At 47.1% G+C, this 12,882-nt stretch carries 16 protein-coding genes; 10 read left to right on the forward strand and 6 right to left on the reverse strand.

The genetic code is table 11. The features are described from left to right. Nucleotides 1-84: 84 nt before the first annotated feature. The 5 genes from bioA to AZH43_RS10725 are packed head-to-tail and all read left to right on the forward strand — an operon-like array spanning nucleotide 85 to nucleotide 4,431. Entirely contained in the window at nucleotides 85-1,377 is a 1,293-nt protein-coding gene (gene bioA, locus AZH43_RS10705) for an adenosylmethionine--8-amino-7-oxononanoate transaminase (protein ID WP_162492938.1), read from the forward strand. 2 nt (nucleotides 1,378-1,379) lie between these two features. Beyond that, on the forward strand, nucleotides 1,380-2,537 hold the full coding sequence (locus AZH43_RS10710; protein WP_067669672.1) for an 8-amino-7-oxononanoate synthase: 1,158 nt from the start codon (nucleotides 1,380-1,382) through the stop codon (nucleotides 2,535-2,537). A gap of 7 nt (nucleotides 2,538-2,544) precedes the next feature. Beyond that, a complete protein-coding gene (gene bioC / locus AZH43_RS10715) occupies nucleotides 2,545-3,336 on the forward strand; it encodes a malonyl-ACP O-methyltransferase BioC (RefSeq protein ID WP_067669505.1) in 792 nt (263 codons plus the stop codon). Next, nucleotides 3,333-3,977, forward strand: a complete 645-nt coding sequence (bioD, locus tag AZH43_RS10720) for a dethiobiotin synthase (RefSeq protein ID WP_067669507.1) — start codon at nucleotides 3,333-3,335, stop codon at nucleotides 3,975-3,977. Before bioC ends, bioD begins: the two co-directional genes overlap by 4 nt. 46 nt (nucleotides 3,978-4,023) lie before the next feature. Then, complete coding sequence (locus AZH43_RS10725; protein ID WP_067669509.1) at nucleotides 4,024-4,431, forward strand: nucleoside deaminase; 408 nt, start codon at nucleotides 4,024-4,026, stop codon at nucleotides 4,429-4,431. 154 nt (nucleotides 4,432-4,585) lie between these two features. Here AZH43_RS10725 and rluB read toward each other — a convergent pair whose 3' ends face one another. Genes rluB through AZH43_RS10740 form a run of 3 tightly spaced genes read right to left on the reverse strand, consistent with a single transcriptional unit; the run spans nucleotide 4,586 to nucleotide 7,172 of the window. Then, nucleotides 4,586-5,734 (reverse strand): 23S rRNA pseudouridine(2605) synthase RluB, encoded by a 1,149-nt coding sequence (gene rluB, locus AZH43_RS10730; RefSeq protein WP_081406810.1) that lies wholly within the window; start codon nucleotides 5,732-5,734, stop codon nucleotides 4,586-4,588. A 41-nt stretch (nucleotides 5,735-5,775) separates the two neighbouring features. After that, nucleotides 5,776-6,369, reverse strand: coding sequence for an SMC-Scp complex subunit ScpB (gene scpB, locus AZH43_RS10735; protein ID WP_171254459.1), 594 nt, complete (start codon nucleotides 6,367-6,369; stop codon nucleotides 5,776-5,778). Nucleotides 6,370-6,377: 8 nt separating this feature from the next. Then, on the reverse strand, nucleotides 6,378-7,172 hold the full coding sequence (locus tag AZH43_RS10740; RefSeq protein WP_067669513.1) for a segregation and condensation protein A: 795 nt from the start codon (nucleotides 7,170-7,172) through the stop codon (nucleotides 6,378-6,380). 317 nt (nucleotides 7,173-7,489) lie between these two features. On the opposite strand from AZH43_RS10740, the gene AZH43_RS10745 reads away from it, so the two are divergent. Beyond that, a complete protein-coding gene (locus tag AZH43_RS10745) occupies nucleotides 7,490-8,242 on the forward strand; it encodes a GNAT family N-acetyltransferase (RefSeq protein WP_406564619.1) in 753 nt (250 codons plus the stop codon). A 39-nt stretch (nucleotides 8,243-8,281) separates the two neighbouring features. On the opposite strand, the gene AZH43_RS10750 is transcribed toward AZH43_RS10745, so the two are convergent. The 3 genes from AZH43_RS10750 to AZH43_RS10760 all read right to left on the reverse strand — a co-directional run bounded on the left by AZH43_RS10750 (nucleotide 8,282) and on the right by AZH43_RS10760 (nucleotide 9,999). Beyond that, on the reverse strand, nucleotides 8,282-8,551 hold the full coding sequence (locus tag AZH43_RS10750) for a hypothetical protein (protein ID WP_067669515.1): 270 nt from the start codon (nucleotides 8,549-8,551) through the stop codon (nucleotides 8,282-8,284). A 47-nt stretch (nucleotides 8,552-8,598) separates the two neighbouring features. After that, nucleotides 8,599-9,216 carry an L-threonylcarbamoyladenylate synthase gene (locus tag AZH43_RS10755; RefSeq protein ID WP_067669517.1) on the reverse strand — a complete coding sequence of 206 codons (618 nt, stop codon included), beginning with the start codon at nucleotides 9,214-9,216 and terminating at the stop codon, nucleotides 8,599-8,601. 120 nt (nucleotides 9,217-9,336) lie between these two features. Next, nucleotides 9,337-9,999 carry an elongation factor P hydroxylase gene (locus tag AZH43_RS10760; protein ID WP_067669519.1) on the reverse strand — a complete coding sequence of 221 codons (663 nt, stop codon included), beginning with the start codon at nucleotides 9,997-9,999 and terminating at the stop codon, nucleotides 9,337-9,339. A gap of 97 nt (nucleotides 10,000-10,096) precedes the next feature. On the opposite strand from AZH43_RS10760, the gene AZH43_RS10765 reads away from it, so the two are divergent. The 4 genes from AZH43_RS10765 to fabG all read left to right on the forward strand — a co-directional run bounded on the left by AZH43_RS10765 (nucleotide 10,097) and on the right by fabG (nucleotide 12,837). Beyond that, nucleotides 10,097-10,654, forward strand: a complete 558-nt coding sequence (locus AZH43_RS10765) for a YceD family protein (protein ID WP_067669521.1) — start codon at nucleotides 10,097-10,099, stop codon at nucleotides 10,652-10,654. A 77-nt stretch (nucleotides 10,655-10,731) separates the two neighbouring features. Then, a complete protein-coding gene (gene rpmF / locus AZH43_RS10770; RefSeq protein ID WP_005011848.1) occupies nucleotides 10,732-10,914 on the forward strand; it encodes a 50S ribosomal protein L32 in 183 nt (60 codons plus the stop codon). 205 nt (nucleotides 10,915-11,119) lie between these two features. Beyond that, the gene (fabD, locus tag AZH43_RS10775) at nucleotides 11,120-12,106 is read left to right on the forward strand and encodes an ACP S-malonyltransferase (RefSeq protein WP_067669523.1); all 987 of its coding nucleotides are present in this window, start codon (nucleotides 11,120-11,122) and stop codon (nucleotides 12,104-12,106) included. Next, nucleotides 12,103-12,837, forward strand: coding sequence for a 3-oxoacyl-ACP reductase FabG (gene fabG / locus AZH43_RS10780; RefSeq protein ID WP_067669525.1), 735 nt, complete (start codon nucleotides 12,103-12,105; stop codon nucleotides 12,835-12,837). The genes fabD and fabG overlap by 4 nt, the downstream gene beginning before the upstream one ends. Nucleotides 12,838-12,882 lie beyond the last annotated feature (45 nt).

Here is a 12,882-nt window from a genome sequence, read left to right on the forward strand (position 1 = left end):
GGTTCATCTCGCAATTTATTTTTTCTTCCTGCGGGTTTAACATCGTGAAAAATTGACGTTGAAGCCTTGTGCATGGAGTTGGGGATGACCGAATTAACCGATTTGCAGTTTGATCAGCAGCACCTTTGGCATCCCTATACCTCCATGACCCAGCCGCTGCCAGCTTTTAAAGTCAAAAAGGCCTATGGCGCCATTATTGAACTGGAAGACGGCCGTCAGCTGATTGACGGCATGTCATCGTGGTGGTGCGCTATTCATGGCTATAATCATCCTGAACTGAATCAGGCGGTAAGCGATCAACTGCAAAATATGTCCCATATTATGTTTGGCGGATTTACCCATGATCCGGCCATTCAGCTGGGCAGGCTGCTGTTGGAAATTACCCCTCCCAGCCTGACTAAAATTTTCTATGCGGATTCTGGTTCCGTGGCGGTGGAAGTGGCTTTGAAAATGGCGGTGCAGTTTTGGCATGCACAAGGGCAGCCTCAGAAAACCAATTTTGTAACGCCGCGTTCCGGCTATCATGGCGATACATGGAATGCCATGTCAGTTTGTGACCCCGTTACCGGCATGCATCAGATTTTCGGTTCCAGCCTGCCGAATCGAATTTTTGTCCCTGCACCGCAAACAGGCTTTCATGAACCGTGGAATCAAAGCGATATCGCAGCGCTTGAAAATACCCTTGCGCAGCATCATTCGAGCATTGCGGGCCTTATCATAGAGCCGATTGTGCAGGGCGCAGGCGGCATGCGTTTTTATCACCCTGAATATTTGCGTCAAGCTAAGCTGCTGTGCGAAAAATATCAGATACTGCTGATTTTTGATGAAATCGCGACAGGCTTTGGACGCACTGGCAAGCTGTTTGCATGGGAGCATGCCGCTGTGGAGCCTGATATTATGTGTATCGGCAAAGGGTTGACCGGCGGCTATATGACGCTGTCGGCAACACTGGCCACGACTCAGGTGGCGGAAACCATCAGCCAAGGCGAGGCTGGGGTGTTTATGCATGGGCCGACTTTTATGGCGAATCCATTGGCTTGTGCGGTGGCGCTGAAAAGCACGCAATTATTGCTGTCGCAGGACTGGCAAGGCAACATTCAGCGTATTGAGCGTCAGCTGGAAGCCGCTTTATCGCCATTGGCAACGCTGGAACATGTGCAAAATGTACGCGTTTTGGGCGCTATTGGCGTGGTTGAGCTGAAATTCAATGTGAATATGAAAGCATTACAGCAGGAGTTTGTACAGCGCGGCATTTGGGTGCGCCCATTTGGTAAGCTGGTTTATGTGATGCCGCCGTACATTATTTCAGAACAAGAACTTAAAATACTGCTGGAACAGCTGGCTGAAGTGGTCAAAGATATGGAACAAGCCGCATGAATATGGAATTGCTCAATCACTATGCGCAGCAGCTGGACAGCCTGAAGCAGCAGGGCAACCTGCGCCAGTTTACAGCCAGCCAGCAAACCGGAAAATTCATTCAGATCCAAAATCATCACATGCTGAACTTGGCTTCTAATGACTATTTGGGCTTGGCCTCCGATTTGCAGCTGCGCGAACAGTTTTTTGATGAAATACCAAATGACCAGCGCTGGATGAGTTCTTCATCTTCCCGCTTGCTGACTGGTAATTTTCCCGAATTTGAACAGCTGGAATCCAGCTTAAGTCAAGCCTTTTATGGCCGTGCAGCGCTGCTTTTCAACAGCGGCTATCACATGAATATTGGCATATTGCCTGCGCTTTGTGACAGCAAGACTCTGATTCTCGCTGATAAGCTGGTGCATGCCAGCATGATTGACGGCATACGTCTGTCTGCTGCCAAATATGTGCGCTACCGTCACAATGATTTGAATCACTTAACGCAGCTGCTGCAGAAATATCATGCTGATGCGGAAATTGAGCGGATTATTGTGGTGACGGAATCCATCTTCAGCATGGATGGCGATGAAACAGATTTAGCGGCGTTGGCTCAAATTAAAAAGCAATTTTCTAAAGTCATGCTGTATGTCGATGAAGCGCATGCAATAGGTGTGCGCGGCATGCAAGGCTTAGGCTGTGCCGAGGAGTATGGGGTTATTGACGATATTGATTTATTGGCTGGAACTTTTGGCAAGGCCATGGCGTCAGTCGGCGGTTATCTGATTTGCCATCCGGTCATTCGCGAATACTTAATCAACAGCATGCGCCCGCTGATTTTCAGTACCGCGCAGCCGCCGATCTGCATGGCATGGACGAATTTCATCTTTCAGAAAGTGCTGGATTTAAATCCGCAGCGCCAGCATTTGCAGCAGCTGAGCCAATCATTGCAACAGGCGGTAACAGCAAAAGGTTATGACTGCCCATCCAGTTCGCATATTGTTCCGGTGATTATTGGCGAATCGCAGAAAACTGTTGAGAAAGCTCAAATGCTGCAGGCCGCCGGCTTCTATATTATGCCAGTGCGCCCGCCCACAGTGCCGCAGCACAGTTCCCGTTTGCGCATTTCTTTAACGGCTCAAATTACTCAGTCTGATTTGCATCAGCTGATGCAGCTGCTGTGAGCCGATTGTGAAAAAAATAGAGATTGATAAAACACAGGTCGCTTTGCGTTTTGCTCAGGCAGGGCAGAGCTATAGCAAGCATGCGGTTGTACAAAAGCAGATTGCGCAGCAGCTTTTTGATTTAATTGTAAAATATGCTTCTCCAGCATTTGACGGCGTGCTGGAAATTGGCTGCGGTTCAGGCAATTTGAGTCATTTACTGATTGAAAATTTAAACATCAATCATTTGGTTTTAAATGATTTATACGCAAATGTTCAGCAGCATTTTTCTGAAAATAAAAACATTCAATGGCTGATGGGCGATATTGAGCAGCTTGAGTTTCCGCAAGGCTTAGACCTCATCACATCCAGTTCCGCACTGCAGTGGATTGATGATTTGGATGCTGTTTTCCAGAAAGTATTTGAGAGTTTAAAGGCGCATGCTTATTTTTGCTTTTCCACGTTTGGGCCACAAAATCTGCAGGAAATTAAAAGCTTGACGGGACAGGGTCTGGATTATTTGTCCCTTGAAAATATTCAGGAAAAATTACACAGCCATAATTTCGAAATTTTGCATATTTCTGAACAGATTCATCAGCTCGATTTTCAGCACCCTAAACAGATTTTACAGCATTTAAAAGCCACGGGCGTGACGGCAACGGCCTCTAATTTCCGTTGGACAAAGCAGTCACTGGCAAATTTTTATCAAGCATATCAGCAGTTTTGCAAACCGCAATTGCTATCGCCAGCTCAGCCGGATCATCCGCCTTATCCATTGACCTATCATCCTATTTACTGCATTGCACGGAGACGTTTATGACAGCGCCAGTTTATTTTATCAGCGGCATTGATACAGGCATTGGCAAAACTTTCACTACGGGGTATTTAGCGAAACTGTGGAATGCGCAAGGCATCAGAACCATTACGCAAAAGCTGATTCAGACCGGCAATACGGATCTTTCGGAAGATATTGAGCAGCACCGGGATATTATGCAGATGGGCTGGTTTGCTGAAGATGAAAGCAAGCTGACCATGCCTGAAATTTTTACTTATCCGGCTTCGCCGCATTTAGCGTCAAAAATTGATGGCCGCGCAATTGATTTTCAAAAAATTGAACAGGCGACGCAATGTTTGGCTGAGAAGTATGATGCGGTGCTGCTGGAAGGCGCCGGCGGTTTAATGGTGCCGCTTACAGAAGAGCTGCTGACGATTGACTATGTGGCGGAACAGCGGTTTCCGGTGATTTTGGTCAGTTCAGGGCGGTTGGGGAGCATCAACCATACAATTCTCAGTTTGGAAGCATTAAAAAGCCGCAGCATTGATTTATTTGCGCTGGCCTATAATTTAAATGATGAATCGCAGGATACAATTATTTCAAAAGATACAGCGGATTTTTTAAAGCGCTATTTGGCGCAGCATTTTCCGAACGCGCTGTGGATGGATATTCCTGTGCTGAAATAATGCTGGAGATGTTTAGCCAGATGGCAGTGAAGCATAAAGGATAAGTATGAACGATGCAGATTTTCTGACTCAGGCAGTGAGTTTGGCGAAAGAGAATATTGAGCAGGGAGGGCGTCCTTTTGGCGCAATCATCGTTAAGCAAGGTGAGGTCATCGCGCAAGGCGTGAACCGGATTTTGGCTACAGGCGATCCAACTTCTCATGCTGAATTGAATGCGCTGCGCCAAGCCTGCCAGAAATTAAAAAGTGTATCGCTGACAGGCTGTTCGTTGTATGCAAGCGGCCAGCCATGCCCGATGTGCTTAGCGGCCTTGCGGATGGCGGGCATCGAAAAAATTGTCTATGCCTATTCAAATGATGATGCAGAGCCGTTTGGCCTATCAACTGCAGCCATTGCAGGCTTGCTGCGTCAAGAACCGCATGTTCAGGTCGGTTTAGAGTTTGTGCAATTGTAGCTGAATTTGCCCTTTGAATTGTATGCATTATGGAAACAGCACAAATTCAGTTAAGCAAATATGTAAAAGCCAGCATGTTAAAAGGCGGAAAATAGAAATAAAAAAAGACAGAGATGAACTCTGTCTTTTTTTATGGATTTAAAAAGCTTTTAGGTTAGAACTTTTTAAAGATTTTTTTTGTGCCATAAGGCTTGCGCGGCGCATTTTCATCACGGCGTTCGCGGTTGCCGGATTCACGGTTACCAAAGTTGTCGTCACGGCGTTCGCGATTTGCAGCGCCTTCCTGACGATCGCGCTGGCCATATACACCTTGGTTGCCGCTGCGTTCGCGCTGCTGGCCATAGGTATTTGGCGTGCTGTTGCTGCGGCGTTCGCGCTGCTGACCGTATTGATTGGTTTCATCACGGCGTTCACGTTCACGGCCAAAAACTGGCTTTTGCGATGTTTCTTCTTCGCTGTCACGGCGCTGCTGACGCAAGAACCCGCCGCGGCGCGCAGCCATCGGTTTGTCTTGCATGCGTTCGTTGCGGCGTTTAGCCATGCCGAATAAGCCTGTGCCTTGACGCGGTTTAAGCTCAACGGATTTGGTCAGGTTGTCGATGTCCTGTTTATCCAATTCCATCCAGCGGCCAGTACGCAGTTCACGCGGCAGAATGACAGTACCGTAACGGGTCCGCAGCAAGCGGCTGACCTTCAGGCCTTGCGATTCAAAAATACGGCGCACTTCACGGTTGCGGCCTTCTTTTACTACAACTTGGAACCAGCGGTTGATGCCGTCGCCGCCAATTTCAGTAAATGATTCGAATTTTGCTGGACCGTCATCTAAAGTAACGCCTTTCAGCATGTTGTTTTTCAGCTGCGGCGTCACTTCGCCCATGACACGAACGGCATATTCGCGTTCAATTTCATTAGAAGGGTGCATTAAGCGGTTCGCCAATTCACCGTCGTTCGTGAACAGCAGCAAGCCAGTCGAGTTGATGTCCAGACGGCCCACCATGACCCAGCGGTCGCCTTGAATTTGCGGCAGCTGTTCAAAGACTGTCGGGCGGTTTTCAGGGTCGTTGCGAGAGCAGATTTCACCTTCTGGCTTGTAGTAAATCAGCACACGGCGGCGGATTTCATCTTCAATCTGAAATTGCACTTTACGGCCGTCGATGCGAAGCTCATCGCCTGGTTCAATGCGCTCACCCACTTGGGCAACTTGCCCGTTTACACTGACACGTCCAGCGGCAATGACTTCTTCCATATAACGGCGAGAACCCAAACCAACGCGTGCAAGCACTTTTTGCAATTTTTCACTCATGACAGCATAACCTTAGAAATTATCATCAACAGTTCACCTATTTATGACTTCGGCGCATTCGCGTCGAGGGCCATAAAAGCTTCCTTGGCATCCTGCAGGGGAGGCAGTTGACCTAAAGAATGTAGGCCAAAAGCATTTAAAAAGTGTGGCGTTGTAACTAACAACGCAGGTCTTCCTGGGAGTTCTCGGAAACCGGATTCTTTAATCCAGTTCCAGTCAAACAGCGCGCGTAAAATTTGGCTGTTATTGGTGACTCCGCGAATTTGCTCAATGTCTGCCCGTGTCACTGGTTGATGGTAAGCAACTACAGCGAGGGTTTCGAGCAAAGATGGCGATAAACGAGTTGGTCGTTCAGGCCATGTCTGTACAATAATATTACGATATTTTGCACGAACTTGAAATCTGAAACCTTGAGCGGTTTCAATTAATTCAATAGATCTGCCATGCTGCAGCAAGGATAACTGCTGCAAAAACTGGCGGATTTCCTGTTTGGTGTACTGGTTTTGAAAGGCTTCTTTTAAGCGGGCTATGGACACCGCTGTATCGCTGGCAAAAATAATGGCTTCCAGCTGCATCAGCACTTCATGCGTATCTTCCTGCGGCGGCGCGGCATCCAAGTTCAATTCATAATTCATCTCATTGCTCATGCATGGGCTCCTTGAATAGCAAGCGGCGCTTCCACACCGGATGAAATAATGCTGACCTTCTGCTGCCGGGTCAGTTCCAGAATCGCCATAAACGTCACGACCATGCCCATGCGGCCTTGGCTGGGCTTCAGCAGCGCTTCAAACTCTAGAACTTCACCGCTTTCCAGCTTGCTTTCAATGTAGGCAATGCGCTCTTCCAGCAGGACCGGCTCTTGCAGCACTTGATGCACAACGGGTTCAGGACGGTTGAACACACAAAGAATGGCGTCGCGCAGCAGGCTGGCCTCATAGCCGTCATTGCTGAAGGACACATGCCCTAAGGCGACATTGGTATCAAAAGTATCCCGTTCTAAAACAGTCATTTGGCCTAAGTGTTCAGCGGCCTGCTTAATGCGTAAATAGTTTTCTAAACGGTCGATCAGTTCTTGTTTTGGATCGTCTTCTGCAGAAGCCAAATGCTTAGGTTTTGGCAGCAGCAGGCGTGATTTTAAATCCGCCAGTAAAGCCGCCATCACCATATAGTCTGCAGTCAGTTCAATATTCAGCGACTTCATGGCGTCCATATAAGACAGGTACTGTGCGGCAATCGGCGCAATATCCAGCTGCAGCAGATCAAAGCCATTTTTTTGAATCAGGTAAATAAGAAAGTCGAGCGGCCCTTCGAAATGTTCTAAAAGAATTTCAAATGCGGCGGGAGGAATGTAGAGATCCTCTGGAATTGTATCTTGCCATTCATCCAAAACACGGATGTGTGCAGAGATTTCCATTGGTTCATGGACGGTTTGATTCATTGCAGTTTTAGGCCACGCGAATTTTCAAAAGCATGAAAAAGCTATTTCAAATCAAATTAAAAGCGCAATCGCGAGCAGATGATCAGAAAAAGCAAAGATATAGTATAGCGGTAGTTTAATCGAAAAGCGCACTCAAATAAATCACAGAGCGCTCAAATCATAAAAAAAACCTCAAAAAGAATAGGGAATACGGCCTGACTGCCGATTTTGATAGAAAAATGCCAATGCGCTCTGTAGTTTAAATGAGATGGGCGATTTGGACAGGCTGATTTCCATTTGGACAGGGCTTCCAAATTTATTGAAAGAACGGAGGCAGAATGAAAAAAGAAGGCGGACGCATAGAAAGCTGGCAGCAGGCTCAGGAGAATGAGTTCGGTCAAACAGTTGGAATACTCGAAGCGAATGCATTTGAACCGATGCTGGATACGGTGCTGCACGGAAATACAGTCCGCTTGCTGCCATTTTCGACACATGCGCACAATCAAGCCGTGCTGGAGCAGCTGTGGGATTGCATTCGTTCAGAGCCGAATGGCAAATGCTGGACGTATTTGCCTTATTCCGCTATTACTAGCTTGGATCAATTGACTGGCATGGTGCAGCGCTCATTTGATTTTCAGCACTCACTGCATTTTTTCATTCAAGTGGAAGGGGCAGTCGTCGGCTGGATTGGGCTATTGAATATTCGGCCAGCGCACGGGGTGGTGGAAATCGGCAATGTGTATTTTTCACATCAGCTAAAGCAGTCCGCGGCGGCGACAGAAACCATTTATTTGCTGCTGAATGCCTGTTTTAGCCGTGGTTCCCGCCGAATAGAATGGAAGTGTGATGATTTGAATACGCTGTCAAAGCGCGCGGCACTGCGTTTCGGCTTCAGCTATGAAGGGCTGTTCCGCAAGCACCTTATTGTGAAAGGGCGCAACCGCAACACCGCATGGTTTTCGATGCTGGACGATGAATGGCTTGAGTTGGAAAAGGCATATGCCGCTTGGCTGAGTCCGAAAAATTTTGACCCGGCTGGCCTGCAGAAAAGACGCTTGCAGGATTTTATTCAGCTGTGCCGGCAGGAATAAATCTGGCGTTGCGATTTCAGCACAAAGAAATCTGATGGTTTAAGCATTATGCAGCGCATATTCAATGATGCGCTGGCATTGTTCCCGCATGCAGAGGTTTTGATTTTCTGTATTTTTGAAGAGCGCTTTCACTAAATAGATTTCCAGAAAATAGTCAAAAACAGCACTGCTGTCTGCAAACTGCATGATAACTTTTGCAGGCTCTTGAATGACTGCAGCCTTGGACTCTAAAGTCCAAGGCTCGACTGCATAAATGGTTTCACTATCTTTAAAATCATTGATATTCAGCAAAATCTGAAATAAGTCCATGCTTAAAGACTCCTGCTTTTTTTCTGCAACTGCCGCTTTGTTAAAATTTATTCAAATGCGCTGACATCTCCAGCGCCGCGGCGGATGATTTCTGGATGGTCGCCGGCTAAGTTCACAATGCTGGTGGTATTTAATGTACCTAGGCCGCCGTCTATCAATACATCAATCTGTTTGCCGATTTGCAGCTCAATATCATACGGATCATCAATCGGATCATTGTGATCCGGCAAGATGAGGGTTGAGGTCAGCAGTGGCTCTCCTAATTCTTTCAGCAGCATTTGGCAAATCGGATTGCTCGGAATACGCAGGCCAATGGTTTTCTTTTTTGGATGCATCAAACGCCGAGGCACTTCGCTGGTGGCGGGTAAAATAAAGGTCGTTACGGAAGGGGTGTTGCTCTTCAGCAGACGGTACATGGCATTATCCACTTTGGCATAAGTGGCGATGTCGGAAAGGTCTGCGCAGATAATGGCGTATTGATGCTTGGCATCCAGCCTGCGGATTTGCGCAATGCGCTCCATGGCATTTTTGTTGCCGATCTGGCAGCCAATGGCGTAAGCGGCATCAGTCGGGTAAACCACGACGTCGCCAGCACGGATGCGTTCGACCGCCTGACTGATTAAACGCGGTTGAGGATTATCGGGATGTACGCGTAAATGCAGCATATCTGGTCCTCCATTATTTGCTTTAAGTTTCTGCTTTTAAAATATACTTCTTTTCAGCAGTATTGATTATGGCTGTGCACAGGGTCTGGGCGCAATGCATCCTGCGTAGATTTGTGTAATTTAATCAAGCATTTCGCGCAGGAATTCATTCATTTGTAATGTTTTGCCATTTCGGGTGCACCGGCAGATACAGTCAATCAATGCCTGCGCGTCACGCGGTAATTTCGCTTCACCCGAAAAATAGCGCTGCAATTGCGCATGCACATTGTCTTTGAATGCAGCGCCATCACCGCTGTCACCCGTCAAATTATCCAAAGAGACACGGAATTTCCGCCCAAAGGCTTGGGAGAACATCCATTCAATGGCTTGCGGTTTTATTTCTACTTGCTCAAACAGCGCTTGCTGTTCTGCTGTGCGGCCGTCCGGCGCATACCAGTAGCCTAAATCGGGCAAGAGGCGGCGTTTTTCACCCGCAATCGTCCAGTGGCTGATTTCGTGCAGTGCGCTATTGAAAAAACCATGGGCAAATTGAATGCGGGCAGGAGCGCTGTCATGCGCTGGGAAATATTCAGGTTCAAAGTCGCCTTTGACTAAAGTGACATTTAAGTGGGAAAACCAGTGATTAAAGTGTAAGATAAGCCAGTCGACCTGTTCCGGTTCTGATGATAATTTAGCCCATTGCGAGAGTTGCACTGGCTTGGCTGAACTGTCAGAATTGGCGGTTGGAAGTGTGCTCACAAGTGATGAAATATTCACTTCTGTTTGCGGCTGCAACAGATGCATGACTTAATTTACCCAAATGGTCTGTCTAAATAAGTACAAAATTGTATCTTAATCTTTGACAGAGTACTGATGAATTTGTAGAATTGCCGCCTTAATTATGTCAGCAAATACCTTTCCGGCACAGATTGAGCCGTTTAAATGGGCCGAACAGGGCTTCAAATGGTCAGGAATACTGCCATTGTCCCGCTTTGTTCGTATTTCCCGTGAAGCTGTTGGATCAATTGATGATCAATTGATTAACATAGACTGTAAGCTATCAATGGATGCGTATCATCGTATTGTATGGCTGGATGGTCATGTTGAAACGAAAGTTTCAGTAGAATGCCAGCGTTGTTTAGACGCGGTTGATATTGAACTCGTTTCAGATTTTCATCTAGCTCTAGTGGATGATGAGTCACTGATAGAGCGCTTGGATGAGGATGCTGATTTCATCGTCTTAGGTGAAAGCGAAGCAACGACAAAAGGTGATTATGATGCACCTGCGACGGCTGATTTGCTTGCACTGATAGAAGATGAACTGTTATTGCTGATGCCTTTGTCTCCTAAGCATGACGCTTGCGAGCATAAGCACCAGCCTGCCGCTCAAGAAGCTGCCGAAGAAAAGCGGGATAACCCGTTTGATGTTTTGGCAGGTTTGAAAGGTAAACTTAACTAATTTTTGTGTTATACTCTTGAGTATAAGACAATCGAATTTGTTCTGATCCATTTTTTCGATCTTTGTAAGGAGCCATCATGGCCGTTCAGCAAAACCGTAAAAGTCGCTCTCGCCGTGACATGCGCCGTTCACATGACGCTTTAACCGAGAATGCATTAACAGTAGACCAAACTACTGGTGAGACTCACCGTCGTCACCATGTAACTAAAGATGGTGTCTACCGTGGTCGTCAATTATTCGCTAAAGCATCTGCTGAATAATTGATGATGTATTAAGCGTCAAGCTTAGTAGAAAAAATGGGAGCGTTAAGCTCCCTTTTTTTGTGCCGATTTTTGTTGTATTTGGCAATTACCTAATGCGAATTTAAATGTTAAATTTCCGCTCCACATATGAGCTTATATGAGGGCTTGCTGAAATATTGATCGGTTATCATGTTTCGGCATATCTTAATTAAAGGATTTTTTTATGTCTGCTAAACAACTCGAGCAATCGGCTCTGGCAACTAAAACTGCATTTTTGTTTCCTGGCCAAGGGTCACAAAAAGTCGGCATGCTGGCTGATCTTGCAGAACAGTTTAGCGGTGTGAAAGCGACATTTGCTGAAGCATCGGAAGCGGTTGGTTTTGATTTGTGGCATATCGCGCAAAGCGGTGAAGGTTTGAATCAAACCGAATTCACTCAGCCTGTGCTGTTGACTGCCAGTATTGCCTTGTGGCGCGTATGGCTGGAGCTTGGCGGTGTAGTGCCGAAATGCTTAGCTGGGCACTCTTTGGGTGAATACAGCGCGTTGGTCGCTGCTGGCTCAATGAGTCTGGGCGATGCGGCCAAACTGGTGAACTTGCGCGGCAAGCTCATGCAGGATGCTGTGCCGCAAGGCGCAGGCGCTATGGCGGCTATTTTGGGCTTTGATGATGCGAAAGTGATAGAGCTTTGCGCCCAAGCGAGCGCATTAGGTCAGGGCAGTGTAGAAGCGGCCAATTTCAATGCGCAGGGTCAGGTTGTTATTGCAGGCAGTAAAGATGCTGTAGATGCGGTGATTGCATTGGCAAAAGAAAATTCAGGCAAGGCGATTGCGCTGCCAGTGTCCGTGCCGTCGCATTGTTCGCTGATGAAGCCGGCGGCAGAGAAGTTCGCAGAAGCTTTGGAACAAACTGCCATTGAGCTGCCCCGCATACCTGTAATACAAAATGTCAATGCGGAAATTGCCACAGATGTGGCGCAATTGCGTCAAGCATTGACTGCTCAGCTGTATCAATCTGTGCAATGGACAAAAACCATGCAATTCATTCAGGGCCAAGGGGTTCAGTATGTTGCAGAGTGCGGTCCAGGCAATGTGCTGGCGAATATGGCGAAACGCCTGCCGAATATCGAAAAAGCATTTCCACTTGACTCAACCGGTCGCTTGGAAGATGCACTAAACGCCATTTTAATGGCTGAAGGGAAAATTGCATGACACAAGAACGCAAAGTTGCACTGGTCACAGGCGCAAGCCGCGGAATTGGCGCAGCCATCGCTCAGCAGCTGATTCAAGACGGCTATTTTGTTGTCGGTACAGCAACTTCAGAATCTGGCGCAGAAAAGCTGGCTGCGGCATTTGGTGAAAATGGCGCAGGCAAAGTGCTGGACGTGCGTGATGGCGCGGCTATTGATGCTTTGGTATCAGACATTGAACAGAATTATGGTCCAGTCCTTGCATTGGTGAACAATGCTGGCATTACCAAAGACAATCTGCTGCTGCGCATGTCGGAAGACGACTGGGATGATATTTTGAATATCCATCTGAAAGCGGTTTACCGTTTGTCTAAACGTGTGCTGAAAGGCATGACCAAAGCGCGATTTGGACGCATTATTAATATCAGCTCTGTGGTTGCGCATTTTGCCAACCCAGGACAGGCGAACTATTCAGCCGCGAAAGCCGGTATTGAAGCGTTCAGCCGCAGCCTTGCAAAAGAAATGGGCAGCCGTCAAATTACGGTTAACAGTGTGGCGCCCGGCTTTATTGCAACAGAAATGACAGAACAGTTGAGCGAAGAAATTCGTAAAAAAATGAGCGAACAAGTGGCTTTAGGCCGTTTAGGTGCGCCTCAGGACATCGCTGATGCTGTAAGTTTCTTGGCTTCAGACAAAGCAAGTTACATTACTGGTACAGTGTTACATGTAAATGGCGGTTTATACATGGCTTAAGGCTAAGTATAAACTTTCCAAATTTTTTATATTCAATTAAACTAA

Origin of the sequence: Acinetobacter pragensis, assembly GCF_001605895.1 — a bacterium.
Taxonomy (GTDB): domain Bacteria; phylum Pseudomonadota; class Gammaproteobacteria; order Pseudomonadales; family Moraxellaceae; genus Acinetobacter; species Acinetobacter pragensis.

Coding starts and splice junctions, on each gene's coding strand:
- rpmF (WP_005011848.1), top strand. CDS start 10,732: ATGGCCGTTCAGCAAAACCGTAAAAGTCGCTCTCGCCGTGACATGCGC.
- AZH43_RS10750 (WP_067669515.1), bottom strand. CDS start 8,551: ATGGACTTATTTCAGATTTTGCTGAATATCAATGATTTTAAAGATAGT.
- fabD (WP_067669523.1), top strand. CDS start 11,120: ATGTCTGCTAAACAACTCGAGCAATCGGCTCTGGCAACTAAAACTGCA.
- scpB (WP_171254459.1), bottom strand. CDS start 6,369: ATGAATTATGAATTGAACTTGGATGCCGCGCCGCCGCAGGAAGATACG.
- bioD (WP_067669507.1), top strand. CDS start 3,333: ATGACAGCGCCAGTTTATTTTATCAGCGGCATTGATACAGGCATTGGC.
- AZH43_RS10765 (WP_067669521.1), top strand. CDS start 10,097: ATGTCAGCAAATACCTTTCCGGCACAGATTGAGCCGTTTAAATGGGCC.
- AZH43_RS10760 (WP_067669519.1), bottom strand. CDS start 9,999: ATGCATCTGTTGCAGCCGCAAACAGAAGTGAATATTTCATCACTTGTG.
- AZH43_RS10740 (WP_067669513.1), bottom strand. CDS start 7,172: ATGAATCAAACCGTCCATGAACCAATGGAAATCTCTGCACACATCCGT.
- fabG (WP_067669525.1), top strand. CDS start 12,103: ATGACACAAGAACGCAAAGTTGCACTGGTCACAGGCGCAAGCCGCGGA.
- AZH43_RS10710 (WP_067669672.1), top strand. CDS start 1,380: ATGGAATTGCTCAATCACTATGCGCAGCAGCTGGACAGCCTGAAGCAG.
- AZH43_RS10745 (WP_406564619.1), top strand. CDS start 7,490: ATGAAAAAAGAAGGCGGACGCATAGAAAGCTGGCAGCAGGCTCAGGAG.
- rluB (WP_081406810.1), bottom strand. CDS start 5,734: ATGAGTGAAAAATTGCAAAAAGTGCTTGCACGCGTTGGTTTGGGTTCT.
- AZH43_RS10755 (WP_067669517.1), bottom strand. CDS start 9,216: ATGCTGCATTTACGCGTACATCCCGATAATCCTCAACCGCGTTTAATC.
- AZH43_RS10725 (WP_067669509.1), top strand. CDS start 4,024: ATGAACGATGCAGATTTTCTGACTCAGGCAGTGAGTTTGGCGAAAGAG.
- bioA (WP_162492938.1), top strand. CDS start 85: ATGACCGAATTAACCGATTTGCAGTTTGATCAGCAGCACCTTTGGCAT.